Origin of the sequence: Ectorhizobium quercum (assembly GCF_026552795.1) — a bacterium.
Classification (GTDB): domain Bacteria; phylum Pseudomonadota; class Alphaproteobacteria; order Rhizobiales; family Rhizobiaceae; genus Ectorhizobium; species Ectorhizobium quercum.
In genome coordinates this window covers 33,636-57,831 of the sequence record NZ_JANFPI010000011.1, presented here as the reverse complement: position 1 = coordinate 57,831, position 24,196 = coordinate 33,636, and the positions used below count along the sequence as shown (strand labels likewise).

Annotated in this window: 25 protein-coding genes; 7 read left to right on the top strand and 18 right to left on the bottom strand. The window is 63.8% G+C overall.

All coding sequences use genetic code 11. The features are described 5' to 3' along the window. Positions 1-18: 18 nt before the first annotated feature. Together dgt and NOF55_RS22130 are read right to left on the bottom strand one after the other, a co-directional pair. Positions 19-1,359 carry a dGTP triphosphohydrolase gene (gene dgt, locus NOF55_RS22135; RefSeq protein WP_306413304.1) on the bottom strand — a complete coding sequence of 447 codons (1,341 nt, stop codon included), beginning with the start codon at positions 1,357-1,359 and terminating at the stop codon, positions 19-21. 55 nt (positions 1,360-1,414) lie between these two features. Further along, on the bottom strand, positions 1,415-2,023 hold the full coding sequence (locus NOF55_RS22130; RefSeq protein WP_306413338.1) for a J domain-containing protein: 609 nt from the start codon (positions 2,021-2,023) through the stop codon (positions 1,415-1,417). A gap of 445 nt (positions 2,024-2,468) precedes the next feature. On the opposite strand from NOF55_RS22130, the gene NOF55_RS22125 reads away from it, so the two are divergent. Continuing rightward, complete coding sequence (locus NOF55_RS22125; protein ID WP_306413303.1) at positions 2,469-2,681, top strand: cold-shock protein; 213 nt, start codon at positions 2,469-2,471, stop codon at positions 2,679-2,681. A gap of 60 nt (positions 2,682-2,741) precedes the next feature. Here the strand turns inward: NOF55_RS22125 and dusA are convergent, their stop codons facing one another. Further along, positions 2,742-3,764 (bottom strand): tRNA dihydrouridine(20/20a) synthase DusA, encoded by a 1,023-nt coding sequence (dusA, locus tag NOF55_RS22120; protein ID WP_306413337.1) that lies wholly within the window; start codon positions 3,762-3,764, stop codon positions 2,742-2,744. 628 nt (positions 3,765-4,392) lie between these two features. Here dusA and NOF55_RS22115 point away from each other — a divergent pair. The 3 genes from NOF55_RS22115 (at position 4,393) to NOF55_RS22105 (ending at position 6,649) form a co-directional block, all read left to right on the top strand. Further along, positions 4,393-5,253 carry an SH3 domain-containing protein gene (locus NOF55_RS22115; protein ID WP_306413302.1) on the top strand — a complete coding sequence of 287 codons (861 nt, stop codon included), beginning with the start codon at positions 4,393-4,395 and terminating at the stop codon, positions 5,251-5,253. Between the two features lie 148 nt (positions 5,254-5,401). Then, on the top strand, positions 5,402-6,094 hold the full coding sequence (locus NOF55_RS22110) for a fumarylacetoacetate hydrolase family protein (RefSeq protein ID WP_306413301.1): 693 nt from the start codon (positions 5,402-5,404) through the stop codon (positions 6,092-6,094). A 27-nt stretch (positions 6,095-6,121) separates the two neighbouring features. Continuing rightward, the gene (locus NOF55_RS22105; protein ID WP_306413300.1) at positions 6,122-6,649 is read left to right on the top strand and encodes a gamma carbonic anhydrase family protein; all 528 of its coding nucleotides are present in this window, start codon (positions 6,122-6,124) and stop codon (positions 6,647-6,649) included. 39 nt (positions 6,650-6,688) lie between these two features. On the opposite strand, the gene NOF55_RS22100 is transcribed toward NOF55_RS22105, so the two are convergent. Genes NOF55_RS22100 through NOF55_RS22090 form a run of 3 tightly spaced genes read right to left on the bottom strand, consistent with a single transcriptional unit; the run spans position 6,689 to position 8,764 of the window. Next, positions 6,689-7,090 carry a Fur family transcriptional regulator gene (locus NOF55_RS22100; RefSeq protein WP_306413299.1) on the bottom strand — a complete coding sequence of 134 codons (402 nt, stop codon included), beginning with the start codon at positions 7,088-7,090 and terminating at the stop codon, positions 6,689-6,691. Then, on the bottom strand, positions 7,087-7,899 hold the full coding sequence (locus NOF55_RS22095; RefSeq protein WP_306413298.1) for an iron chelate uptake ABC transporter family permease subunit: 813 nt from the start codon (positions 7,897-7,899) through the stop codon (positions 7,087-7,089). The genes NOF55_RS22100 and NOF55_RS22095 overlap by 4 nt, the downstream gene beginning before the upstream one ends. Beyond that, positions 7,892-8,764 (bottom strand): ATP-binding cassette domain-containing protein, encoded by an 873-nt coding sequence (locus NOF55_RS22090; RefSeq protein ID WP_306413297.1) that lies wholly within the window; start codon positions 8,762-8,764, stop codon positions 7,892-7,894. The genes NOF55_RS22095 and NOF55_RS22090 overlap by 8 nt, the downstream gene beginning before the upstream one ends. A 97-nt stretch (positions 8,765-8,861) precedes the next feature. Here NOF55_RS22090 and NOF55_RS22085 point away from each other — a divergent pair, with 97 nt between their 5' ends. Continuing rightward, positions 8,862-9,866, top strand: coding sequence for a zinc ABC transporter substrate-binding protein (locus tag NOF55_RS22085; RefSeq protein ID WP_306413296.1), 1,005 nt, complete (start codon positions 8,862-8,864; stop codon positions 9,864-9,866). A gap of 230 nt (positions 9,867-10,096) precedes the next feature. On the opposite strand, the gene NOF55_RS22080 is transcribed toward NOF55_RS22085, so the two are convergent. Beyond that, positions 10,097-10,423 carry an RcnB family protein gene (locus NOF55_RS22080; protein ID WP_306413295.1) on the bottom strand — a complete coding sequence of 109 codons (327 nt, stop codon included), beginning with the start codon at positions 10,421-10,423 and terminating at the stop codon, positions 10,097-10,099. 172 nt (positions 10,424-10,595) lie between these two features. On the opposite strand from NOF55_RS22080, the gene NOF55_RS22075 reads away from it, so the two are divergent. Further along, positions 10,596-11,636, top strand: coding sequence for a LacI family transcriptional regulator (locus tag NOF55_RS22075; protein ID WP_306413294.1), 1,041 nt, complete (start codon positions 10,596-10,598; stop codon positions 11,634-11,636). A 16-nt stretch (positions 11,637-11,652) separates the two neighbouring features. On the opposite strand, the gene gnd is transcribed toward NOF55_RS22075, so the two are convergent. From gnd to ccoN, 9 genes are all read right to left on the bottom strand, one after another. Continuing rightward, the gene (gene gnd / locus NOF55_RS22070; RefSeq protein WP_306413293.1) at positions 11,653-13,083 is read right to left on the bottom strand and encodes an NADP-dependent phosphogluconate dehydrogenase; all 1,431 of its coding nucleotides are present in this window, start codon (positions 13,081-13,083) and stop codon (positions 11,653-11,655) included. An 84-nt stretch (positions 13,084-13,167) separates the two neighbouring features. Further along, entirely contained in the window at positions 13,168-13,323 is a 156-nt protein-coding gene (ccoS, locus tag NOF55_RS22065; RefSeq protein WP_306413292.1) for a cbb3-type cytochrome oxidase assembly protein CcoS, read from the bottom strand. Further along, positions 13,320-15,626, bottom strand: coding sequence for a cation-translocating P-type ATPase (locus NOF55_RS22060; protein WP_306413291.1), 2,307 nt, complete (start codon positions 15,624-15,626; stop codon positions 13,320-13,322). Before NOF55_RS22060 ends, ccoS begins: the two co-directional genes overlap by 4 nt. 2 nt (positions 15,627-15,628) lie before the next feature. Further along, entirely contained in the window at positions 15,629-16,072 is a 444-nt protein-coding gene (locus tag NOF55_RS22055) for a FixH family protein (protein WP_370869039.1), read from the bottom strand. A gap of 47 nt (positions 16,073-16,119) precedes the next feature. Beyond that, complete coding sequence (gene ccoG / locus NOF55_RS22050; RefSeq protein ID WP_306413289.1) at positions 16,120-17,670, bottom strand: cytochrome c oxidase accessory protein CcoG; 1,551 nt, start codon at positions 17,668-17,670, stop codon at positions 16,120-16,122. Positions 17,671-17,945: 275 nt separating this feature from the next. Next, positions 17,946-18,815: a cytochrome-c oxidase, cbb3-type subunit III gene (ccoP, locus tag NOF55_RS22045; RefSeq protein WP_306413288.1), complete on the bottom strand. Its 870-nt coding sequence runs from the start codon at positions 18,813-18,815 to the stop codon at positions 17,946-17,948. A 3-nt stretch (positions 18,816-18,818) separates the two neighbouring features. Further along, positions 18,819-18,971 carry a cbb3-type cytochrome c oxidase subunit 3 gene (locus NOF55_RS22040; RefSeq protein WP_306413287.1) on the bottom strand — a complete coding sequence of 51 codons (153 nt, stop codon included), beginning with the start codon at positions 18,969-18,971 and terminating at the stop codon, positions 18,819-18,821. A gap of 11 nt (positions 18,972-18,982) precedes the next feature. Next, positions 18,983-19,714: a cytochrome-c oxidase, cbb3-type subunit II gene (gene ccoO / locus NOF55_RS22035; RefSeq protein WP_306413286.1), complete on the bottom strand. Its 732-nt coding sequence runs from the start codon at positions 19,712-19,714 to the stop codon at positions 18,983-18,985. Positions 19,715-19,726: 12 nt separating this feature from the next. Then, the gene (gene ccoN / locus NOF55_RS22030) at positions 19,727-21,346 is read right to left on the bottom strand and encodes a cytochrome-c oxidase, cbb3-type subunit I (protein ID WP_306413285.1); all 1,620 of its coding nucleotides are present in this window, start codon (positions 21,344-21,346) and stop codon (positions 19,727-19,729) included. 310 nt (positions 21,347-21,656) lie between these two features. Here ccoN and NOF55_RS22025 point away from each other — a divergent pair, with 310 nt between their 5' ends. After that, complete coding sequence (locus NOF55_RS22025) at positions 21,657-22,181, top strand: hemerythrin domain-containing protein (protein ID WP_306413284.1); 525 nt, start codon at positions 21,657-21,659, stop codon at positions 22,179-22,181. A 98-nt stretch (positions 22,182-22,279) separates the two neighbouring features. On the opposite strand, the gene NOF55_RS22020 is transcribed toward NOF55_RS22025, so the two are convergent. Together NOF55_RS22020 and NOF55_RS22015 are read right to left on the bottom strand one after the other, a co-directional pair. Further along, positions 22,280-22,972 carry a PAS domain-containing protein gene (locus NOF55_RS22020; protein WP_306413336.1) on the bottom strand — a complete coding sequence of 231 codons (693 nt, stop codon included), beginning with the start codon at positions 22,970-22,972 and terminating at the stop codon, positions 22,280-22,282. Positions 22,973-23,245: 273 nt separating this feature from the next. Then, positions 23,246-24,151: a lipid A biosynthesis lauroyl acyltransferase gene (locus NOF55_RS22015; RefSeq protein ID WP_306413283.1), complete on the bottom strand. Its 906-nt coding sequence runs from the start codon at positions 24,149-24,151 to the stop codon at positions 23,246-23,248. Between the last annotated feature and the right edge of the window lie 45 nt (positions 24,152-24,196).

Below are 24,196 nucleotides of genomic sequence, written 5' to 3'. Positions count from 1 at the left end.
CACGGCAACGCCCCCGCTTCAGGACGCACCCGTCACCATTCGGGCGATCTTGAGCGAATATCGGTCCGTCATGCCGGAAACGAAATCGGCGAGCGAGTGCAGGGCCGAGAACGGGTCGCGGGCGTTGCGCAGGTCTATGGCGAGCGCGCGTTCAAGCTGTCTCTCATATCCCTTGAGCTTGCCGGCATCCCAATCGCACGCGGCCAGCGCTTCATAGACCGGCAGCACGCCGTCCAGCACCCGATGAACGACGTTCCGACCGCTCACCTCCAGCTCCGTCTTGCGCGCCGAGGTGAAGATGCGCTCGCGGGCCGTCTCCTCGATGCGACGGAAATTCTCCGCTTGCGCGGAAACGTCGACAAGCGCCCCGGCGAATTCGCCGCGCATGATCGCGTCGTAATTTTCAGTGAACGCCTCGACGCAGGCGCCGATCGCCGCCGAAATGGCCCGTGCCCGAAGATAGGCGACATTCTCCTGTGGCGTATTGCCGGACGCATAATCCTTCTTGCCTGAAACGGCGGAAAGGAGCGCCTCCACCCCCCCGAAGGTCAGGTCGCGGCAAAGAAACGCATCCTCGAGATCGAGAATGTTGTAGCAGATATCGTCCGCTGCCTCGACGAGGAAGACCAGCGGATGGCGGCACCACCACGAAGCACCGCCGGCATCCTGTCGGGGCAGAAGCCCCGTCGCGCCCGCCACCGTCGCGAACGTCGCCGCATCGGACTGGAAGAGACCGAATTTCTTCAATCCGCATGCGTCCCGCGCCTGAAGCCGTGTCCGCGCCGTCACCGGATATTTCACGAATGTGCCGAGCATGCCCTGCGTCAGCCGCATGCCACCGTCTTCGCGATACATTTCCAGCCGCGTGAGAATACGGAATCCCTGCGCATTGCCTTCGAAAGCCTCGAACTCCTCGGCAAAGCAGGCATGCCTGTCGCTGAACAGTCCCTCGCCCCGGGCGAAGCACTCCGCAAACCACGCCCCGATGGCGGCCTCGCCCGAATGACCGAAGGGCGGATTGCCGATATCGTGCGCAAGGCAGGCCGCATAAACCAGCCCCGCCACGACCGCCTGGTTCCGCTCCTCGATATGAGCGTTCTTCCACAGCCATTCGCCCACGCGAAGCCCGAGCGTGCGCCCGACGCTCGCCGTCTCCAGACTGTGGATCAAACGGTGATGCACATGGTCGTTGTCGTAAAGCGGATGAACCTGCGTCTTGTTCGCCAGGCGGCGGAACGGCGCCGAAAAGGTGATCCGGTCCGCGTCCTGGTCATAGGCCGCGCGCTGCGCGGCCTGCCGATAGTTCCCGTCATGCAGGCGGTGAAGATCGAGCAAGGCTTCCCAGCGCATACTCACCATGACTGAAGCCGGTTGCGCCGCACCGGATCGCGCTCAGCCATTGGAAGGCTGCATCTCATTCGGCCGCCTTCACCGCCACTGCCGCCACCATCGTTTCTCCGGTCTCCTCCTGCCGCATCGGCTGCGCGTCGAGTTCGTAGGAGTAGCCCTCCAGCATCGTGTAGGCCTGCTCGATGGCCTCGATCTGGGTTTCGGCCTGCCGGATGGCATCGGCGATGGACTGGCTGCGGGCACGGAGCATGGAGCCGAGCACATCCGTCTCCGGCTTCCTGCCGATGCGGTCGAGATGCTTGCGAACGCGGGCCCGGTGGCGTTCAAGCTCCAGAATGTGGAACCGGCTTTTCAGGATATCGTCGGACAGCTTGCGGCGCATGGCGGCCACGGGGTCGAAACTGCCCGGCTCACGCTCGTCCAGAATGAAGTCGTTGACCAGCGTCTCGATCATCATCAGGCCCTTGAGGTCCTTGGCGTCGGCAAGCTGCGGATCGTAGCCGGTATCGTCGTAGACCCTGCGGCGCACCGGGTCCTTCAGGAGATCGAAAGCGGCCTGAAGGCGGGCGAACTGTTCCGCATCGCCGCCGGAATCGGGATGCGCAGCCTTCGCAGCCTTGCGATAGGCCAGCTTGACCGCCTGTTCGTCCGCATCGCGTTCGACGCCAAGCATCTTGTAAGGATCGATCACCACGCTGCCTGTCCTTCCCTTTGAGACCTGAACGTACCGGCCCGCCGCCTCCGCTTCAAGCGCCGGGGGCGTTTTCCCCATTCGTTCATTTTCGGGGTTCTGAAGCCCGGACTGGTCGAAATTGTGATGCCCCGGCTTTTTTCCACCGCGTTCTTGCGGCAGGCGCCTCATTTTTCCGGGCTTGCCATCCATCGCGTTTCCTGTAAAAATGGCGTTGTTCGGGTAACGACATCCCGGAGACTGGACGGATGGCGTGCCTTATGCCCTGACAGGCAGGCACAGCGGGGGGCCAAAATCCCCGGCAACTGTTGTTCTTTCCCCGTTACGTGACTTCTCGACCGACCTGCACCTGCTACGTCAGGTCAACCCATATCCGTCGGGGGCACCCGGCGGGGCAAGCTTTAATCACCGGGGAAAGGATAATCCCATGGCCGTTACTGGCACCGTAAAATTCTTCAATCAGGACAAGGGGTTCGGCTTCATCACGCCCGATGGCGGCGCGAAGGATGTCTTCGTTCACATTTCCGCTCTTCAGGTCGCCGGCCTCCAGACGCTCAAGGAAGGCCAGAAGGTTTCCTTCGACACCGAGCCGGACCGCATGGGCAAGGGCCCGAAGGCCGTCAACATCCAGGCCGACTGAGCCTCGATTGTGAATCGCGAAAACGGCGCCCCTGCGGCGCCGTTTTTGTTGGACCCGGCCTCAGGCGGTTGCCGGTTCTTCCAGATCGATCGCTGAAAAAGCCGCCGCGATCACCTCCGGCCCCGCCCCGGGCCTTGTCGCCTCGGTGGACAGGATCTGCCGGAAGCGCCGCGCTCCGCTGATGCCCGAAAAGAGCCCGACCATGTGGCGCGTCACATTCGACAGCTTTCCCCCTTCGGCAATGTGGGCGCCGGCATAGCCCATCAGCGTGTCGCACAGCGCATTCCAGTCGACCGGCTTCGCGGCATCGCCGTAAATCAGGTGGTCGACCTCGGACAGCATCGCCGCGTGATGATAGACCGCCCGGCCGAGCATGATCCCGTCCATGTGACTCAAATGCTGAAGCCCCTGACTCAAAGTCTCAATGCCGCCGTTTATCCCCATGAAGAGATTCGGAAATTCCCGTTTCATGGCATGGACCAGATCGTAATCGAGCGGCGGGATGTCACGGTTCTCCTTCGGCGAAAGCCCTTGCAGCCACGCCTTGCGGGCATGAATCCAGACGGCGCCGACCTCCACTTGAATCATTTTCTCAAGAAAGGCCGGTAACACCTCCTGCGGATTCTGGTCGTCGACGCCGATGCGGCACTTCACCGTCACTGGAACGGTCGCAACCGACTTCATCGCCTCCACGCATTCGGCCACCACATCCGGCGTCTTCATCAGGCAGGCGCCGAACGTGCCCGACTGTACCCGATCCGACGGACAGCCGACGTTGAGATTGATCTCGTCATAACCGTAATCGGCGGCAATCCGCACCGCCTGCTTCAGCTTTACGGGATCGGAACCGCCGAGCTGCAATGCCAGCGGATGCTCGGCGGCGTGATGCCCGAGCAAACGCGCCCGCGGCCCGTGTATGATCGCATCGGCCACCACCATTTCCGTGAACAGCAACGCCCGCCTCGACATCTGCCGATGCAGGAAGCGGCAATGCCGGTCCGTCCAGTCGATCATGGGCGCAACGGCGAAAACCGGGGCTTTGAAATAGCCAGGACCATCTTTGTTCAGAGGCTCTTGCGCCACATCCTTCTCCGTATCGTTCTTCACGCCGGTTCTGCGGAAAATCGGCTCGCCCGAATACGCAGCACCGGCAATCGCATGCCGTGTCGCCCGGCGGCACCGCATATCACGAAACGGACATGTTTGACAGACGATCCGGGCGGCGGGTTCGCGGGCGATGTTCGCGCATAAGGAAAGTTTCACGAAAGAATAAAGCGATAGGTAGAGAAAAAACGAGGAGGCACGCCATGCAATATGACTGGAGCGGCACCCGGACGCGCCGCATACGCTATTTCAAGCTGGCCATGACTTTGCTGGCTCTGGCCGTGATTGCGCGCCTTCTGCGCTGAAGACATTCCGAAAAGCAGCCGCAAGGCGCCCCTCCGGCGGGATATCCTGTCCGGCCGGCACCGCGAATGCGGCCCGCCAGGCCGTCGAAATTTTCCGGCCGGACGGGTGGTTGTTCATGCAGCGGTCAGCTACGGGCTGCTAAACCCGGTGCAAGAGGCAGGAGCATGACCGCGCCGGATGGAACCCGGATGGCTCGTGGCGCGTTTCGGATGGCCTGACCTCGATAACAACGCCGGCGCAAACCGGCAGCACAGGGCGGAAGCCGGAACGAAAATCCGGCTCAACACTCGGAGCAATTCAAATGAAGTTCAGATTTCTGGCTGCGGCGCTGACCGCTTTCATGGCCCTGCCAGCCCTCGCCGAAGCTGCCACCGGCGTCGCGACGGCCAACGTCAACATGCGTTCCGGCCCGAGCACCGCCTATCCGGCAGTGACCGTCATTCCGGTCGGATCGCGCCTTGAAATCCACGGCTGCCTGGCCTCGGAAGCCTGGTGCGACGTGTCCTTCGCCCGCGGCCGCGGCTGGGTGTCGGGCCGCTATATCCAGGCGACCTACGGCCGCGACCGTGTCTATGTCGACCGCAACTATTACCAGCGCCTCGGCATTCCGACGATCGTGTTCGACCTCGATACCTACTGGAGCCGGAACTATCGCCAGCGCGACTTCTACCGCGATCGCGACAGGTGGCGCCCCGGCCCAGATCGCCGCCCGCCGTCGTGGAACGACAGCCGTCCCCAGCCGGGACGCGACACGCCGCGCCCGCCGCGCCCCGACAACAACTGGGGGAACAACCCGCCGCCGCCGCCCGGCTGGAATAATCCGCGCCCGCCGCAGCAGGGAGCCAATCCGCCGCGCCCGCAGCCCGGTGCCAATCGCCCGGACCGGCCGCGTCCCGATCAGGCCCGCCCGGACCGGCCGCGTCCGCCCCAGGGCGGCGTCCAGCGCCCCGATCGCCCGCAGCCGGGCGCCAACCGCCCCGCTCCGCCACAGGCTGACGTGCAGCGTCCCGATCGTCCGCAGCCGGGTGCCAATCGTCCGGCCCCGCAGCGTCCGCCCCAGGGCGGCGTCCAGCGGCCCGATCGTCCGCAGCCGGGCGCTAATCGGCCTGCCCCGCAGCGCCCGAACGATTGCCAGCCAGGTCAGCCCTGCGCCAATCGGTAAGCCGTCGGCACGACCGGTCACGATCGCCAGCCACCCGCTTCGCAGCGGGTGGCTTTTTCGTTGATAGTGACGGCGCGACGCAATGTTTTTCTATCTTCCCGATGCCAAAACGCTTTATCGTCTCCGCACCTATCCGGAGGAAGTTTCGATGAGCGCCGAACAGACTGTCATTCCCGCCCCGCAGCCGATATTGCTTCCGGTCGCGGGCGAAAACCGCTTCTTTCCCGTCCGCCGCGTCTATTGCGTCGGGCAGAACTACGCCGATCACGCCATCGAAATGGGCGGCGATCCGACCCGCAATCCGCCCTTCTTCTTCCAGAAGAACCCCGACAACCTCCTGTCGACGGGCGAAGTGCCCTATCCGCCGCTCTCCGAGGACGTCCACCACGAGGTGGAATGCGTGATCGTGCTGAAAGAGGGCGGCGCGCACATTCCGATCGAAAGCGCGCTGGATCACGTCTGGGGTTACGGCATCGGCATCGATTTCACCCGCCGCGACCTGCAGGCAGCCGCCAAGAAGGCCGGACGGCCGTGGGAAGCCGGCAAGGCGTTCGAGAAATCGGCGCCGGTCTCGCCCCTCGTTCCGGCGGAGAAGATCGGCCACCTGTCCGCAGGGGCCATCTGGCTGAAGGTGAACGGGGAAACCCGCCAGTCCGGCGACCTCAACCAGATGATCTGGAAGGTGCCCGAAATCATTGCCGAACTCTCGAAGCTCTTCACCCTTGCTCCGGGAGATGTCATCTTCACCGGCACGCCCGCGGGCGTCAGCGCCGTCCACAGGAGCGACGAGGTCGAATGCGGCATAGAGGGGCTGGGCACGCTGTCGGTCAGGATCGTCTGATCCGGCACACCATCCAGGGAGGAAACCATGACGCTTTATTCGCTCGGCGGAGAGGAACCGCAGACGCCGGGACCGGGCCGATACTGGATCGCGCCCGGCGCCCATGTGATCGGCAAGGTCATCCTCGGCGAGAATGTCGGCATCTGGTTCGGCGCGGTGCTGCGCGGCGACAACGAGCCCATCGAAATCGGAGAAGGCACCAACATACAGGAAGGGACCGTGATCCACACGGACCCCGGCAAGCCTGTCAGGATCGGCAAGGGCTGCACCATCGGCCACAAGGCCATCATCCACGGCTGCACCATCGGCGACAATTCACTGATCGGCATGGGCGCGACGGTTCTCAACGGCGCGCGGATCGGCAGGAACTGCCTCGTCGGCGCCAACGCGCTCATCACCGAAGGCAAGGAATTTCCTGATAATTCGCTGATCGTCGGCGCACCGGCCAAAGTCAGCCGCACGCTGGACGAGGACGCCATCGAAGGGCTGAGGCAATCGGCCCTGCGCTACGTCGCCAACTGGCATCGCTTCGCCCGCGATCTGAAGCCGATTTAAACGCGCAAACCGGCGTGGTCCCTCGTCGGCGCGCCGGTGTCAGGCCGCGCAGGCCGCGCAAAGGCCGCGGATTTCGATCGTCGTCTTCTCGGCCTTGAAACCGTGGGTGCGCGTCCAGTCGCCGAGACGGTGATCGACGGCGTGATCGTGAAACTCCATGACATGGCCACACGCATTGCAGATCGCGAACGCCACAATGCCGTGATCGCAGCAGCTTTCGCCCGAATGCGCGCAGGCGACAAAGGCGTTCAGGCTTTCCAGGCGATGCACCAGCCCTTTTTCGAGCAGCTTGTCCAACGCGCGATAGACCTGCAACGGCGCGCGGAAACCATGATCGCGCAGCCGGTCGAGGATCACATAGGCGCTCAGGGGCCCCTCCGACCGCTTCAGCACGCCAAAAACGAGATCCTGATTCTTGGTGAGTTGCGGCTGAACCGTCATGAGAGTTCTCCTTTTCGCCCCCTTGCGAAAGGCAGGGGCAGCAGGCTGGCGAGAAACAGGATGAGCGCAGCCACCACGATGGACGGCCCCGACGGCGTATCGTACCTCAGAGAGCCGAACAAGCCCGCAATCACCGCCACTGCCCCGATCAGCGCCGCATAGACGGCCATCGCCTCCGGCGTCGAGGCATAGCGCCGGGCCGTGGCCGCCGGAATGATCAGCAGCGAGGTGATCAGCAGAATGCCGATGACCTTCATGGCAATGGCGATCACCAGCGCCATCAGAAGCATCAGGATGAGCCGCGCGCGGGCCGGGTTCAGCCCTTCCGCCTCCGCCAGTTCATGATTGACCGTCGAGGCGAGCAACGGCCGCCAGATCGCCACGAGAACGGCGAGCGCCAGCACGCCGCCGCCCCAGATCAGCGCGATGTCATGTCTGGTCACGGCCAGAATATCCCCGAAGAGATAGGACGTCAGGTCGATGCGCACCCAGTACATGAAGGCGACGAGCACGAGACCGATGGCAAGCGTCGAATGGGAGAGAATGCCGAGCAAGGCGTCCGCCGAAAGCGCCTGCCGTCTTTGCAGCACGAGCAGGAACACCGAGACCAGCGCCGCGACGGCAAAGACGCTGAGCGTCAGGTCGAGTTTCATCAGAAGCGATATGGCCACGCCGAGAAGGGCCGAATGCGCCATCGTATCGCCGAAATAGGCCATGCGCCGCCAGACGATGAAGGAGCCGAGCGGCCCGGCGATCACCGCCACCCCGACCCCGGCGATCAGCGACCGCACGAAAAAATCGTCAAGCATGGCGATCCTCCCCGGTATGGGCATGATCGCGATGCGGCTCATGATCATGGTCGTGGTGATGCCCGTCGTCCGGATGGCAATGTTCGGTGATAGAGCCATCGGCATGCTGCACACGCCCGTCGGGCAGATGCACATGGTCGTGGTTGTGGCTGTAGACGGCCAGCGCCCGGGCGGCTGTCGGGCCGAACAGCCTCAGATATTCCTCGCTGGCGCTGACGGCATGCGGCGTGCCGCGGCAGCAGACATGGCCGTTCAGGCAGATCACCGTATCGGTTTCGGCCATCACCACATGCAGATCGTGCGAGATGAGCAGAATGCCGCAGCCCTGCTCCGCCCTGATCTTGCGGATCAGTTCGTAAAGGGCGATCTCCCCGGAAAAATCGACGCCCTGCACCGGCTCGTCGAGCACCAGAAGATCGGGCTTGCGGGCAATCGCCCGCGCCATCAGCGCCCGCTGGAACTCGCCGCCGGACAGGGTCTGGACCTCGGCCTTCTCCATATGGCGGATGCCGGTCGCATCGAGCGCCGCAGCGATCTCGCGCTCCGGCAGCGGCCCTGTCAGGGTCATCAGGCGGCGAACGGTCAGAGGAAGCGTCCAGTCTATGCTCAGCTTCTGCGGCACATAGCCCACCTTCAGGCCCGGAACGCGCGCCACAGCCCCCTCGTCCGGCCTGACGACGCCGATCGCCATCTTGGCGCTGGTCGACTTGCCCGATCCGTTCGGCCCGATCAGCGTGACGATCTCACCGCGCCGCACCGAAAAATCGACGCCCCGCACCAGCCAGCGACCGCCGCGATTGACGCCCGCCCCCTTGAGCGTGACCAGCGTCTCGCCACCCGGCGTCCTGTCGGAAACTTCTCGCATCATCTTCATCCGGAACTGTTGCATCCCGCTATCGCACACGTTATAGCATAACGCAACATATGTAATAACATTACAGATTGATGCAATGGAGAACGCCATGAAAATCCCGCTCCGCCTTCTTGCCGGCGCCGTCCTTCTTTCGGCCGGTGCAGCTCATGCCGCCGAGCCACCCGCGGTGATCGCCTCGTTCAAGCCGCTCCACTCCCTCGTGGCCGGTGTCATGCAGGGCGTCGCTGAGCCGGAACTTCTGATCGACACCAATGCTTCGCCGCATACCTATACGATGAAGCCCTCGAATGCCGCCCTCATGGAAAAGGCCGACGTGGTGTTCTGGATCGGCCCGGATTTCGAGCGTTTCCTCGAAAAACCGCTGCACGCGCTGGCCTCCGGCGCCAAATCGGTCGAACTCTCGGAAGCGCCGGGCGTGAGCCTGCTCGACCTGCGCGAGGGCGGCACCTTCGAAAAGCATGTGCATGACGCAGAGGAAGGCGAGCATCACGACCATGCCGGCGAAAGCCACGATCACGATCACGGCGAGGAGGCCGGTCACGACGACAACGATGATCACGACCACGCGCATGGCGGCAAGGACATGCACCTCTGGCTCGATCCGGAAAATGCCCGCGCCATGACCCGGGAAATCGTAAGGACGCTGGCCGAGGCCGATCCGGCCAATGCCGCGGCCTACGAACGCAACGGCACGGAACTGGACGAGCGTCTCGCCGCCCTCGACAAGGAGCTTGCCGAAACGCTCGCACCGGTCAGGGACAAGCCGTTCGTCGTCTTCCACGACGCCTTCCAGTACATGGAACATCATTACGACCTGACGGTCGCCGGATCGATCACCGTCAATCCGGAACTGATGCCGGGCGCGGCGCGCATCAGGGATATTCGCGAAAAGATCGTCGCCCTCGGCGCGACCTGCGTGTTCTCCGAACCGTCCTTCGAGCCGAAAATCGTGACGACGCTGGTCGAAGGCACGCCGGCGAAAGCCGGCGAACTGAACCCCGAAGGCGGCGCCCTGCCCGCCGGCCCCGAACTCTATTTCGACCTGATGCGCCAGAACGCGGCGGTGCTGACCGAGTGCCTCGGCGGAGAATGAACCGCCCCGCCAAACCGAAAGAGGCGGGATAATCCCGCCTCTTCAGTGTGTATTGGTATTGGCACCCTCCTCTTTTTCGTCATGGTCGGGCCAGCCCCGACCATCCACGCCGCAACCGCTGCATGGACCCTCGGGTCAAGCCCGAGGGTGACGAAAGAGAGCGATGGACCTTTTGTAGGCTTGAAGAAACAGAAACATCCCACCCCGCCCGTCGCTGCGAATGGCCGGATTTAGCGGGCCGCGATGGAGACGATGAAACCGTTCGTGTTGAGCAGCAGGAACTGGCCGCCGACCTGCACCCACATCTGGCCGCGGCGCGGCTCGGGCAGACGGTAGCGGCGAACCTCCCGCGGGTCGAGACGATGGCGGGCGACACCGGACCGCAGCGTCTCGCCGCGCTTCCAGGAGCGGACGACCGGCTTCTTCGGAGCCGGCTGGCGGCGGTCGTCGCGCCATTCCTTGCGCGGCGGCTCGTTGCGGTGCGACTGGGCCTGCGCTTCGGCCAGCGGTGCGGCGATGACGAAGGTGCCCAGAAGCACGGCGAGGACTTTTTTCATGGCGATTCTCCTTGCGTTTCGATGCCGCGAAACTAGGCGTCGCCGTATGAATGCAGGATGAAAACAAGTATTACAAATAAGTAAGGCGGCAAGGTGCGGAAGCATAGTTTCCGCCCTTGCCAGATTGCCGAATGCCAATATGATGACGGGTATCGAGGGCAATCAGATCTTGATGGATTTCAAGAATACCAGGAAAAATGCGGCCGTCCGTCCGGACCGGCGGCGTCCCACGCTGAAAACGATTGCCGAGGAAACCGGCCTCGGAATAACGACGGTGTCGCGCGCATTGAAGGATGCGCCGGATATTGGCGCGGACACCAAGCAGCGCGTGCGCGATGTCGCACTACGGCTGGGGTATCGTCCGAATCGTGCCGGCGTCCGCCTGCGCACCGGCAAGACCAATGTCGTGGCACTGGTGCTGAGCGTCGACGAGGAAGTGATGGGCTTCGCCTCCCACCTCCTGTACGGGCTTTCCGAAGTCCTGTCGGGCACGCCGTATCATCTCATCATGACCCCGCATTTCATCAGCGGCGATCCCCTCGCGCCGATCCGCTACATCATCGAGACCGGCTCCGCGGACGGCGTCATCATCTCGCGCACGGAGCCGGACGATCCGCGCGTGCGCATGATGCTGCATCACGGCATTCCCTTCGTCACGCACGGGCGTACAGAGATCGACACGCCCCATGCCTGGCACGATTTCGACAACGAACGCTTCATCGTCGAGGCCATCGGGCGGCTGAAATCCCGCGGGCGCCGCAGGATCGCCGTTCTCCAGCCACCGGACAACCTGACCTGCCATGCGCATATCCGCTCCGGCATGAGCAAGGCGCTTTCGGATGCCGATTGCGTGGAAGTGCCGCTGGCGGTGACGACCGACTCGGATATCGCCGAAACCCGTCGGGAACTGCTCGACCTGCTCCGGTCCGCCGACCCGCCCGACGGCATCGTCACCGTGTTCGGCAACGGCGCCATCGCCGTCCTGTCGGCCGTTCGCCATCAGCGACTGAAGATCGGCGAGGACATAGACCTCATCTGCAAGCAGCCGCTCAACGCCCTGCACTGGCTGGAACCGCAGGTCATCGCGGTCAACGAGGATATTCGCGACTGCGGCCGCGAACTGGCGTCTTTGCTTCTGGCTGCCATAGACGGGGCGGCGCCAGAAACCCTGCACAGCCTTCACCCGCCGCGCTGGGACGCGGCGGGCGAGTGATCCGCAAGCCGGAAAGTTACTGCTGGGCGGCGCCGCTGCCCCAGGGACCGTGCGGGCGGTCGATGCCGTCGACGCGCTCGAAGCCGTGCGCACCGAAGAAATCGCGCTGCGCCTGGATAAGGTTAGCCGTGCCGCGAGCCCGCTTGTAGGCCTCGAACCAGGCGAGCGCCGACGCCAGTGCCGGAACCGGCAGGCCGCTTGCCGCCGCCGCCGACACGATGCGGCGCAGTGACGGCAGCGTTTCCCTGACCATCGCCGAGAAGGCCGGCGTCAGGATGAGGTTGGCCGAATCCGGGGCGGCGGTGAACGCGGTGGTGATTTCATCGAGGAACTGCGAGCGGATGATGCAGCCGGCACGCCAGATCTTGGCGATCACCGGCATCGGCAGCGACCAGCCGTATTCCCGCGACGCTTCCGCCATCACGGCAAAACCCTGCGCATAGGCGCCGATCTTGGCGGCGAACAGGGCCAGTTCCAGATCCTTGAGCAGTTCGGGCCCGAAGGCGGTCGGGAAGGCCGCCGTCTCGACCCCGAACAGGGCTTCGGCCCGCTCGCGCTCGGCCTTGAGCGCGGAGAGGCTGCGTGCAGCGACCGCCGCCTCGATGGCGGTGGCCGGCACGCCCATTTCCTGCGCTTCGATGACCGACCATTTGCCGGTGCCCTTCTGGCCGGCCTTGTCGAGAATGACGTCGACCATCGGCTTTCCGGTCAGCGGATCCGCGGCGGCGAGAACCGTGCCGGTAATCTCGATCAGGTAGGAGTTGAGGCGGCCCTTGTTCCAGTCGACGAAGATATCGCCGATCTCCGTGGCCGACTTGCCGAGGCCGTCGCGCAGGATGCCGTAGATTTCGGCGATCATCTGCATGTCGGCATATTCGATGCCGTTGTGGATCGTCTTGACGAAATGTCCCGCCCCATCGCTGCCGAGCCATGCGCAGCAGGGTTCGTCGTCGAACCGGGCGGCGATGGAGGTCAGCACCTTCTCGACCCGCGCATAGGATTCGGGCGTACCGCCGACCATGATGGACGGGCCGTGGCGCGCGCCTTCCTCGCCCCCCGAGACGCCCATGCCGATGAAGGTCAGGCCCGAGCCTTCCAGCCGCTGGAAGCGGGCTCGCGTATCGCGGAAATTGGCGTTGCCAGCGTCGATCATGATATCCCCGGCCGACAGATGCGGCATCAGCGCCGCCATCTGCTGGTCGACGGGATCCCCGGCCTTGATCATGATGATGACCGGGCGCGGCGGCCGGATGGCAGCCACGAATGCCTCGATGGTCTCGCACGGGACGATGCGTTCGGCCAGGTCTCCCGCCGTCTCGAAGAAGTGCCTCGTCTTGTCCGGCGTCCGGTTGAAGACAGCGACGCGATGGCCTTTTTCCGCGATGTTGAGCGCCAGATTGGCCCCCATCACCCCAAGTCCGATCAATCCGATTTCCGCCTGTGCCATTGAACGACTCCTTCGATACCTGTCAGTGTCGGAGATATGTGGCACTCAATTGGCCGGACGGCAAGCCGCGATCGGCCCCGCTTGTCAGGCAACCGGCTTGTCGTCGCTGTCGTCGATGGCCCGCCAGGCCGCCCCGTCGAGATCCTCGTATTGGCCGCTCTTCAGCGACCAGAGGAAGGCGGCAAGGCCGAGCCCGCCGAGAAACAGGGCAATGGGGATGAGATAGACGAGGATGCTCATGATGCGAAACGGGCTCCCTGCCCCACGGCCCCGGTCTCCGGCACGGACGGCCGCTCCGGCGGCGCGACGCGCGCGATCCGGTTGAGGCGCAGGGCGTTGACCACGACGATCACCGACGACGACGACATGGCGAGCGCGGCGATCAGCGGCGTGGCATAGCCGAGAATGGCGATCGGCACGGCGATGACGTTGTAGCCGATGGCGAGGATGAAATTCTGGCGGATGAGCCGGCCGGCCTTGCGTGAAACCTCGAGCGCCAGCGGCACCGCATCCAGCCCCTCGTGAAGGAACACGAAATCGGCAGCCTGACGCCCCACATCGGCGGCGGTGGCCGGCGCGATGGAAACATGGGCCGACGACAGCGCCGGCGCGTCATTGATCCCGTCGCCCACCATCAGCGTCCTGCGGCCCGCCTCGCCGGCGGCGGCAAGCCGGGCGGCCTTGTCGCGCGGCGAAAGTGCTGCCGCCCAGTCGGCAACGCCGAGCCTGCCGGCCAGCGCCTCGACGACCGGCGCGCGGTCGCCCGAAAGGATGCCGGTCGAAAGGCCCTGCGCCTGAAGATCGGCCACCACCTGTTCCGCTCCCGGACGCAGCGCATCCTCGAACCGGAAGGTCGCCAGTTCCGCCCCGTCGAGGGACAGCACGACTTCGGACGTCGCCTGCTCGCCTGCGCCGCCGGCCTCCACCGTGCCCAGCGCGAAAAGGCGGCTTCCCAGACGGTAAACGCCCTCGTCGGTCACGGCCTCCACGCCGGCTCCGGGCACTTCTTCGACATTCGGGAACGAAGGCACAACTCCGTCGGCCGTGCGGCAGAGCGCCTGCGAAAGCGGGTGCCGCGAATGCCCCGCCAGCCCCGCCGCAATCGCAAGTGCGGCCTCTCCCGCCTCGCCGCGGTTGACGAGGCGCGGGCGCCCCAGCGTCAGCGTGCCGGTCTTGTCGAAATAGACGGAATCGATCTCGGAAAGCCGCTCCATCGCCGAACCGTCCTTCACCATGATGCCGTTCTGGAACAGGCGCCCGGCCGCCACGACCTGCACCACCGGCACGGCAAGGCCGAGCGCACATGGGCAGGTGATGATGAGAACCGCGACGGCGATCAGGAGGGCATGCTTCCAGTCGCCACCGAGGAAACCCCAGCCGAGGAACGAAAGGAAGGCGAGCAGGTGGACGGCGGGCGCATAATATTGCGAAGCCCGGTCTGCGATCCGGCGATAGCGTGCGCGGCCGCCCTCGGCGGCTTCCATCAGGCCGATCATCTCGGCAAGGAAGGAATCCCGCGCGGCGGCGGTCGCCTCGACGGTGAGCGATCCCGTCAGGTTCAGCATGCCGGCCTGCACGGCATCGCCCGCCATGACGTGAACCGGCGTGCTTTCGCCGTTGACCACCGAGGCGTCGATGTCGCTTTCTCCAGCCAGCACCCGGCCGTCGACGGCGATGCGGTCCCCGGCGGCGACGGAAAGCCGGTCGCCCGGCCGGATTTCCTCGACGGGCCGGTACTCGCGGGCGCCGTCGGCGCCGATCACCATTGCGCCGCGCGGCGAAAGACGGGCAAGCCCGGTGATCGCGGAGCGCGCCCGGTCGCGCATCATGTGATCGAGCGTGCGGCCGATCAGCAGGAAGAACAACAGCATCACCGTGGCGTCGAACCAGGCGTGCTGGGCATGGTTCAGCGTTTCCCACAACGACACGAAATAGGATAGGAAGACGCCGATGGAAATCGGCACGTCCATGTTCGTCTGGCCGCGGCGAAGGGCCTGCCAGGCGGATACGAAGAAGAAGCGGCCGGAATAGACCAGGGCCGGCGCGGCGATGCCCGCCGAAATCCAGTGGAACAGGTCGCGCGTCGCCGCTTCGGCGCCGGACCACACGGACACCGACAGAAGCATGATGTTGGCCGACGCGAAGCCCGCGACCGCCACGGCCCGCAGCAACTGGTTGCGCTGCTCGTCGCTGCTGTCGGCGGCAAGCGAGAACAGGTGGCTCTCGTAGCCGGTCGAGGCGATCTGCCTGACGATATCCGTCGGGTCGCTCGGCCGTCCGTCCACGCTGTCCTTCCAGACGACCGAGACACGTTTGGACGACAGGTTCACGCGCGCGCGCTCGACCATCGGCAGCCGGCCGAGAGCGCCTTCCAGCGTGGTGATGCAGGTGCCGCAATAAACGCCGGGCACGGAAAGATCGGTCTGGAGAAGCCCCTCGCCCACCGGGCGGGCCGACAGCCGCAATTCCTCGGCCGAAGGCATGCCCTGCCCCGACCGCTCCAGATCGAGCCCCCCCTCGACGCCCGGCGCGCAACAGCTCATTTCTACTCTCCGACCACGAAGAAGCGGTTGGCCTCGTGAACGACCAGCGTGTCGCCGTCACTCGCCTTCACTTCGGCGATCCACTGTCCGGGACGGACATCGTGGACGGCGGTATAGATCCCGGCCGCCGTCCGGTTCAGCTCGACCGTGAAGTCCTGATCGGTGCCGACCGGCCGCAGGAAATTGATGACGACCTTCTCCACATCGACCGGTCCCGTTTCCGGATGGGATATCGCATAGGTCACGATCCCGCCTTCGACCGAAAGCTTGCCGGCGATTCCGGAGGCCGCCATCTGCCGCTGCGCCGCGACCTTGCTGTTGAACTCCTGGCTGGCGACGTAGGTATTCGGAACGACGAGGCCGCTCCAGGTCCGCGCCGCCTGCCACGCCATGAACATGTTAACTGTGATGATGACGCCGAAAAAGGTGCCTATCACCATGATCATGTGCCGCCCCGTAAACACGAAACCGGAAGGCTTGCTCGTCATATCGGTCACTTTCTCACGCTCGGCCCGTTGAAGACCGCCTTGTAGGTCGTGTGTTCGCCGCTTTCCGGGTCCACAATCGAGAAGCGGAACTCTTCCGCCGGCGAGTTTACGTCATCCTTCGGCAGGGTGACGAACACTTTCAGGGCGTTCGCCTCGTCCGGTTTCACCGGAATGTCATAGGCCTGCGCCCTGGTGTCGGGATAGCCGTTGATCTTCATCGCCGCCCGCGGCAATCCCTCGATCGAAAGCCGGACGGTGCGCGGCTGCGGCACCATGTTCAGAATGCGCACCGTATAGCCGTTGCGGATCGAACCGTCCGACTCCATCACATATTGCGGATTGCGGTCGTGCAGGACGTTGATGTTGAGGCGATCACGGGTCACGAGCACGAACAGCATGGCGAGGCCGACCGCCGACCACGCACCGATGTAAAGCAGGGTCCGCGGTCGGAAGATGATGCGCCAGTCGAAATGACGGACCCGGTCGGAGAACGAGCCGTCCGGCTTGCGCACGTTCTGCGGCTGGATGCCGGTCTGGCCTCCACTGGTCGCCAGGCTCATGTTGCTCTCGTATTCCTCGAGCGTGGCGTAGGCGATCAGGCCGCGCTCCTTACCCACCTTGTCCATGACGTTGTCGCAGGCATCGATGCACAGCGCGCAGGTGATGCAGCCGAGCTGCTGGCCGTCGCGAATGTCGATGCCCATCGGACAGACGGCCACGCAGGCATTGCAGTCGACGCAATCCCCGACCGGCAGGCCGGCGGCGGCGGCTTTCTTCGCGCCGCGCGTGCGCGGTTCGCCGCGCCAGTCGTTATAGGTCACGACCAGAGACTTCTCGTCGAGCATCGCCGCCTGGATGCGCGGCCAGGGACACATGTAGATGCAGACCTGCTCCCGCAGCAGGCCGCCGAAAATATAGGTGGTGGCGGTGAGCGTCAGCACGGTGCCGTAGGCGACGAATGGAAGATCGCCGGTGAAGAAGTTCTTCGCCACAACCGGGGCATCGCCGAAATAGAAGATCCAGCCCATGCCGGTGGCGACGGAAATCAGCAGCCACGTCGCATGGGTCGCGGCGATCCGCCAGGTCTTGTTGAGCGACCAGGTCGACGAATCGAGCTTCATGCGGGCATTGCGGTCGCCCTGGAAGAAGCGCTCGATGGCGATGAAGAGATCGACCCAGACCGTCTGGGGACAGGTGTAGCCGCACCAGGCGCGGCCCACCGCCGACGTGACCAGAAACAGGCCGAAGCCCGCCATGACCAGAAGGCCGGCCACATAATAGAATTCCTGCGGCCAGATTTCGATGGGGAAGAAATAGAACCGCCGCGCGGCGAGATCGAGCAGCACGCCCTGATCGGGAGCATACTCCCCCCGGTCCCATCTCAGCCACGGCGTGATGAAATAGGCGCCGAGCGTCAGGGCGAGAACCAGCCACTTGAAATTGCGGAAGCGGCCTTCGACCTTTTTGGCGAAAACACGTTTCTTCGCCTCGTAAAGGGGCTGGGCTGCCTTGCTGGACGGAGCCGTTCCGCCGTTCGGATTGATGTTCACGGTCATCGAAGCGATCCTGTGCTTTCCCTGAAGACTTGCCACCGTCCGGCCTATCACACCTTGACTTATATCAAGCAGCGACGGGACGCCGCACACATCGGGCACACGCGCCATGCCGGATGAAGCGCATGGAGACGCTTATGTCAGGGGCTTGACGCCCGGCATCTTCAGGCGGCCGGCGCCATAAAACGAAACAGCCACGCCCGAAAGCGTGGCCACCGGAGGCTTCCCTCCTTTAAGAGCGGACCCCGCCACAAGGCGCCGGGGTCCGTATGGCTTTCTTACTGACCGCCACCCAGCGAATGGACGAAGACGGCCAGTTCCTTGACCGTGGTGTCGCCGAGGCGAACGCCCCATGCCGGCATGACGCCGTGCGTGGGTCTTGCCACCTGAGCGGCGATGCCGGCCTCCGTGCCTTCCGCACGCAGCCATATGGCATCCGTGAGGTTGGGCGCGCCGAAGTCCTTCAGGCCCCTGGCATCCTCGCCGTGGCAGGATGCGCAATTGTCGGCGAAGACCGTCTCGCCCGGCTCGACCATCGCCGCGTCGGAGGGCGTGCCGCCCGACAGGCTGTAGACGAAGGCGGAAACCTGACGAACCTCTTCCGTCGACAGGATGTCGGCGAAGGCCGGCATTTCCGACAGATGGGTCGATTCGTCGTCCGTCGAGCGGATGCCGTGGGTGATCGTCGTATAGATCTCGTCGATCGAGCCGCCCCACACCCATTCGTCGTCGTTGAGGTTGGGATAGCCGCTGCCGCCCGCCGCACCCGAGCCGTGGCAGGGCGTGCAGTTGATCTTGAACGCGGCCGCGCCGCCCGCCGTGGCGAAGCGGCTCAGTTCCGCGTCGCCGAGAATGTCGGCAACCGGGGTGACCGCGATCTTCTCGAGATAGACGCTCTTCGCGGCCTGCGCCTCGGTCAGCTCGCTCGCAAGCTCGCCGCGGCTGGACCAGCCCAGCAGACCCTCGACATTGCCCGTGAGACCCGGCCAGGACGGGTAGAGGATCGTATAGCCGAGCGCCCATACGATGGTCGCGTAGAAGGTCCAGAGCCACCAGCGGGGAAGCGGATTGTTCAGTTCGCTGATTCCGTCCCAGGAGTGACCCGTTGTCTCGACGCCGCTGAGTTCGTCAATTTGTTTTTCCGACATCTCTTAATCCTCCTTGAGAGGGATTTCGGCCGCGTCCTTGGCCATCTTCCTGGCCCCGGGACGCAGCGTGAAAAGAACGACGCCAACGAAGAAGAGGGTCATGGCGAGCAGACCCCAACTGTCGGCGAACTGGCGCATGGCCGTGTAGGTTTCCATGTGCCCTCCTCTCAACGATATCCGCTGGCATCGTCATAGGTCGAGAAGTCGACCAGCGTGCCGAGCATTTGCAGATAGGCGACCAGCGCGTCCATTTCGGTCAGCTTCGTCGGATCGCCGTCGAAATCGCCGACCTTCGCCTTCGGATACCGGGCCACGACGGCATCGACATCCGCTTCCGGATCGGCCTGGGCGGCAAGGTCCGCGCCGGCGTTTTCGAGTTGCTCGTCCGTGTAGGGAACGCCGACCAGGCTCAGGGCCTTCATATCCGCCTGAACGTCCGTCACCGAAAGCGGCGTCGTCAGCAGATAGGAATAGCTGGGCATGATCGATTCCGGCACGACGTCGCGCGGCTCGACCAGATGCTGGACGTGCCATTCGTTGGAATAGCGGCCGCCCACGCGGGCCAGATCCGGCCCGGTACGCTTGGAGCCCCACTGGAACGGATGGTCGTACATCGACTCGGCCGCGAGGCTGTAGTGACCGTACCGTTCCACCTCGTCGCGGAACGGACGGATCATCTGGCTGTGACAGACGTAACAGCCTTCGCGGATGTAGATGTTGCGTCCCGCCAGTTCGAGAGGCGAATAGGGACGCATGCCCTCCACCTTCTCGATCGTGTTCTCCAGATAGAAGAGCGGGGCGATTTCGACGATGCCGCCGATGGAGACGACCAGCAGCGATCCGACGAGCAGGAGCGTTCCGTTGCGCTCGATAATCGCGTGTTTGTCAATGATGGACATGGACGTCCCTCCTTATTCAGCAGGCTGGGCGGCAATGGCCGCGGAACCGGCAATCGGCGCTTCCTGACGTTCATGGCCGAGGATCGTCATCAGGACGTTGTAGGCCATGATGATGCCGCCGACGAGATACATGGCGCCGCCGACCGCACGCAGGACGTAGTACGGGAACATGACCGCGACCGATTCGGCGAACGAATAGACCAGGAAGCCCTGCTCGTCGTATTCGCGCCACATCAGGCCCTGCTGGATGCCAGCGACCCACATGACGGCGGCGTAGAGAACGATGCCGAGCGTGGCCAGCCAGAAGTGCCAGTTGACGAGACGCAGCGAATACAGGCGATTGCGGTTCCACAGCTTCGGCGTCAGGTAGTAGACGGCACCGAAGGTGATCATGCCGACCCAGCCGAGAGCACCCGAATGCACGTGGCCGATGGTCCAGTCCGTATAGTGGCTGAGCGAGTTGACCGTCTTGATCGACATCATCGGACCTTCGAAGGTCGACATGCCGTAGAAGGCGATGGCGATGACCATCATGCGGATGATCGGGTCGGTGCGGATCTTGTCCCAGGCGCCCGAAAGCGTCATCAGGCCATTGATCATGCCGCCCCAGGAGGGCATCCACAGCATGATGGAGAAGACCATGCCGAGCGTCTGCGCCCAGTCCGGCAGCGCCGTGTAGTGCAGATGGTGCGGGCCGGCCCAGATGTAGAGGAAGATCAGCGCCCAGAAGTGGATGATCGACAGACGGTAGGAGTAGATCGGACGGCCTGCCTGCTTCGGAACGAAGTAGTACATCATGCCGAGGAAGCCGGCCGTCAGGAAGAAGCCCACGGCATTATGGCCGTACCACCACTGGGTCAGCGCATCCTGCACCCCGGAGAAGGCCGAATAGCTCTTCACGCCGGTGAAGGAAACCGGGATCGCCAGATTGTTCACGATATGCAGCATGGCGATCGTGACGATGAAGGCGAGGTAGAACCAGTTCGCGACGTAGATGTGCGGTTCCTTGCGGGTCAGGATGGTACCGAGGAAGGCGACCAGATACAGCACCCAGACGACCGTCAGGAACAGGTCGGCATACCATTCCGGCTCGGCGTATTCGCGGCCCTGGGTGATGCCCAGAAGATAGCCCGTCGCGGCCATGACGATGAAGATGTTGTAGCCCCAGAAAACGAACCAGCCGAGGCCACCGCCGAAAAGGCGCACCCGCGAGGTGCGCTGCACACAGTAGAACGAGGTGGCGATCAGGGCGTTGCCGCCGAACGCGAAGATGACCGCGGACGTGTGCAGCGGACGGACGCGGCCGAAATTCAGCCAGGGCTCGATGTTGAGATCGGGAAACGCGAGTTGCAAGGCGGCGACGACGCCGACCAGAAAGCCGACGACTCCCCAGAAAACCGTTGCGATGACGCCGTACTTGACGACTTCGTCGAAATATTCGGCTTTCACCTGCTCCTTCGGGCGTGGGGGAGTGAACGCGAAATTGCGCAACGCGACCACGGTGCCGGCCGCCAGCACGAAGAACATGACCCACATGTGGGCCTCGAAAAGCTTGTCATGGGCGAAAGCCGCCCCGAGCAACGCGACAAAGGCGAGTAACCCCAATGTCAGAGTGCCTAGTGTTTGTGTCATTGTTGGTATCCCCCAACGCTAGATGATCCTACGGCGCCGCGCGCCATGAAATGGTGCGCGGCGCCGTACATGTCTGAATTGCGCATGCCCCTTTAAACCGGAACCGACCTCAAGGCGTATGCGCCGGCAGGTGGACGCTTCCCCGGCGCGTCGACGTCAAACGTCGACTTCCCCTGCCCTGAACGCAGAATTGACATTTGCCCCCTGCCTCAACCTTGATCCATATCAATGCGAGCATCAGCAAACCGGCGAGATAAGTAAACCAAGGCATAAGTTGGCGCGATGCGACAATGTGCCGGAGGGCTCGCGAATGCATATAGTCGGTACATTTCAGAATTTCTGTTGCTCGGCGAACGGAATCGCTGACCTCGATCACAAGGCAAGCAACGGCTTCACGCTCCGCTGGCTGAATGCCGCCTATCGCGAGCAGCTCGCCCTGTGCGACGCGCTCGAGGAAATCGCGGATTCACTGCCTGCGAACGTCAATCGCCAGAAGTGCATCTATGCGGCCAAGGCGCTCGGTCCCGCCATCCGCAATCAGCATCTTTACGAGGAAAACGTTCTGTTTCCCTGGCTCGCCGGCAGGCCCGGCGCCGAGAAGACGCTGGAAGAAACGCTCTCGCGCCTCAAATACGAGCATTTCGAAGACGAGTGTTTCGCCGAGGAGTTGACCGACGCGCTGCTGCGGCTGGGCGCCGGTGCGCCGGTGAACATGGAGGCCGTGGGCTACATGCTGCGCGGCTTCTTCGAAGGCCTGCGCCGCCACATCGCCTTCGAGCGCGACCATCTGCTTCGCAACCTGCCCGAGGACACGACGGTTTCGCGGCATCAATAGGCGAAGCGGCACGCCTGCCCGGGAATCGAAAGCGCCGGAACGAAGGAAATTCGATCCGGCGCGATTGATTATGCAAACGGGGTTTGTCGCGCCGTTCGTCAGGCGGCGCTCGAACGGCGCCGCCGGTCGGCCGTCTCGCGCATCACCAGCATCACGCCCGCAGGCGAGGACGCGGTGTTGTAGAAGGGCGACATGCGGCAACGCACGACGATGGTGCGGCCGTCGATCTCATCGGCATAGGTATAGGTAACGGTTTCGCCGGCCAGGCAGCGGTCGATATGTTCCTTGAAGCCGTTCTGGAAACGCTGGAAACCGACGATTTCAGCGAAATGCTTGCCGACCAGATGGCCCGGCGGCATGTTGTGGCGGCTGGCATTGGCCGCATTCGTATAGGTCAGCCGATAGTTCGGGCCGATGACGGCGACGCGTTCGGAAATGCTGTCCAGCATCGACGTGTTGAACACCGCGTCGCGAACGTCCTCCGCCCCGTCCTCCTGCGCGCCGATGTCCAGCGCCTCTCCCTCGCCCATGACGATGTAGCGCTCCACCAGCCCCTGGATCAGGCGGCTGTTGTAATGCACGCAGGACAGGTCGTCCGCTTCCTCGTTGAGCAGGTCGATGGCAAGGCGGAACTGCCGGTTGATGTCGACACGGCTCTTTGCCTTGGTCTGGAAGATCGTGCCGAGGAGATTGCCGATCTCCCGGTCCAGCGCCTCCACCCTCTCGCTGTCGTTCGTCTCGACCGCGGCCTTCAGATCCGCATATTTCGACCAAAACAGTTCAATCAGCACTTCCAAGACACATCTCCCGATAACACGAGGCATCTGGCCATGATCGGCGCCGGCGCCATGTCCGGCACGCCCCTCCGACGGACAGCCCGCCATTCGACGTAATCAATTACGACTATACCGCAACGCACAAGATACGAAAGGTTCGATAAAACATCGTAAAAATACACCTGCGTCCATTCCGCGCAAGAGCGTAAGTAAGACTGCGGCAGTCAAGGTCAACATCTTCCACAATGAAGAGAGGAGGCGATGCGGAAACACGGTCCGATTGTAGGCTCAGCGCGCTGTTTTCCGGACGTTCCAGCGGTCGTGATACCAGAGCCATTGTTCCGGATACTCCCGCACCCAGGCTTCCACCATGTCGTTGATCGCCTGGCAGGAGGCTTCGACATCGATCTCACCCTCGGCGTTTCGCGGCAATTCCATCGGTGCCGAGACCTCGATCCGGTAACGGTTGCCTTCGGTGCGAATCGACCGGACGGGCACGACGTCGCAATGAAACTGGCGCACGAGTCGGGGCACGAGGGGATTGGTCGTCGCCGGCAGTCCGAAGAACCGCGCCTCGACGCCCCGGTTGAACTTCTGGTCGACCAGAACCCCGATCCCCTCGCCGGCGGCGAGCTGGCGGGCCAGCACCTTCGATGAACCGGCATAGGAGGGAACCAGCTTCTCCGAACCGGCTCCGCGCAGGCGCGCGAGATGCTCGGCGATGAACGGATTGTTGGGCGGACGGAAAAGCACCGCGACCGGGATTCCCCAGGCCGTCGCGCCATAGGGCAGGCACTCGAAGTTTCCGGTATGCGCGGTGGCGAAGATGAACGCGCGCGGACGCGCGAGCAGATCGACCAGATGCTCCTGGCCGACGATTTCCACCCGGCTGCCGGCCTGTCCGACCGGATGGGTCATGAACAGTTTCTCGAAGAAGACGTATTCCGCCGCCATGCGGCCGAGATGCTCCCAGCTTGCCGCGGCGAGCGTCTCGATTTCTTCGGGCGTCTTCTCCGGAAAGGCATTGCGCAGATTGGTGAGGACGAGCCTGTGGCGGCGCAGCTTCGGCGCGATCCGCCGCGCCAGACGGGCGGCAAAATTCAGGGCGGCATCGGCCGGAAGGATTTTAAGGGCGCGGAGTATGCCGAGCGCCACCTGCGCGATCATCCATTGCCGGAAACGACCGAAATCCATGCCCTTGCCATCCTTTCGCTGGCCTTGCTCTAAACGAAAGGCGCC

Excerpts from the sequence above, each read along its gene's own strand:
- dgt (WP_306413304.1), bottom strand. The coding sequence starts at position 1,359 with ATGGTGAGTATGCGCTGGGAAGCCTTGCTCGATCTTCACCGCCTGCAT.
- NOF55_RS22130 (WP_306413338.1), bottom strand. The coding sequence starts at position 2,023 with ATGCTTGGCGTCGAACGCGATGCGGACGAACAGGCGGTCAAGCTGGCC.
- NOF55_RS22125 (WP_306413303.1), top strand. The coding sequence starts at position 2,469 with ATGGCCGTTACTGGCACCGTAAAATTCTTCAATCAGGACAAGGGGTTC.
- NOF55_RS22115 (WP_306413302.1), top strand. The coding sequence starts at position 4,393 with ATGAAGTTCAGATTTCTGGCTGCGGCGCTGACCGCTTTCATGGCCCTG.
- NOF55_RS22110 (WP_306413301.1), top strand. The coding sequence starts at position 5,402 with ATGAGCGCCGAACAGACTGTCATTCCCGCCCCGCAGCCGATATTGCTT.
- NOF55_RS22105 (WP_306413300.1), top strand. The coding sequence starts at position 6,122 with ATGACGCTTTATTCGCTCGGCGGAGAGGAACCGCAGACGCCGGGACCG.
- NOF55_RS22100 (WP_306413299.1), bottom strand. The coding sequence starts at position 7,090 with ATGACGGTTCAGCCGCAACTCACCAAGAATCAGGATCTCGTTTTTGGC.
- NOF55_RS22095 (WP_306413298.1), bottom strand. The coding sequence starts at position 7,899 with ATGCTTGACGATTTTTTCGTGCGGTCGCTGATCGCCGGGGTCGGGGTG.
- NOF55_RS22090 (WP_306413297.1), bottom strand. The coding sequence starts at position 8,764 with ATGCGAGAAGTTTCCGACAGGACGCCGGGTGGCGAGACGCTGGTCACG.
- NOF55_RS22085 (WP_306413296.1), top strand. The coding sequence starts at position 8,862 with ATGAAAATCCCGCTCCGCCTTCTTGCCGGCGCCGTCCTTCTTTCGGCC.
- NOF55_RS22080 (WP_306413295.1), bottom strand. The coding sequence starts at position 10,423 with ATGAAAAAAGTCCTCGCCGTGCTTCTGGGCACCTTCGTCATCGCCGCA.
- NOF55_RS22075 (WP_306413294.1), top strand. The coding sequence starts at position 10,596 with ATGGATTTCAAGAATACCAGGAAAAATGCGGCCGTCCGTCCGGACCGG.
- gnd (WP_306413293.1), bottom strand. The coding sequence starts at position 13,083 with ATGGCACAGGCGGAAATCGGATTGATCGGACTTGGGGTGATGGGGGCC.
- ccoS (WP_306413292.1), bottom strand. The coding sequence starts at position 13,323 with ATGAGCATCCTCGTCTATCTCATCCCCATTGCCCTGTTTCTCGGCGGG.
- NOF55_RS22060 (WP_306413291.1), bottom strand. The coding sequence starts at position 15,626 with ATGAGCTGTTGCGCGCCGGGCGTCGAGGGGGGGCTCGATCTGGAGCGG.
- NOF55_RS22055 (WP_370869039.1), bottom strand. The coding sequence starts at position 16,072 with ATGATCATGGTGATAGGCACCTTTTTCGGCGTCATCATCACAGTTAAC.
- ccoG (WP_306413289.1), bottom strand. The coding sequence starts at position 17,670 with ATGACCGTGAACATCAATCCGAACGGCGGAACGGCTCCGTCCAGCAAG.
- ccoP (WP_306413288.1), bottom strand. The coding sequence starts at position 18,815 with ATGTCGGAAAAACAAATTGACGAACTCAGCGGCGTCGAGACAACGGGT.
- NOF55_RS22040 (WP_306413287.1), bottom strand. The coding sequence starts at position 18,971 with ATGGAAACCTACACGGCCATGCGCCAGTTCGCCGACAGTTGGGGTCTG.
- ccoO (WP_306413286.1), bottom strand. The coding sequence starts at position 19,714 with ATGTCCATCATTGACAAACACGCGATTATCGAGCGCAACGGAACGCTC.
- ccoN (WP_306413285.1), bottom strand. The coding sequence starts at position 21,346 with ATGACACAAACACTAGGCACTCTGACATTGGGGTTACTCGCCTTTGTC.
- NOF55_RS22025 (WP_306413284.1), top strand. The coding sequence starts at position 21,657 with ATGCATATAGTCGGTACATTTCAGAATTTCTGTTGCTCGGCGAACGGA.
- NOF55_RS22015 (WP_306413283.1), bottom strand. The coding sequence starts at position 24,151 with ATGGATTTCGGTCGTTTCCGGCAATGGATGATCGCGCAGGTGGCGCTC.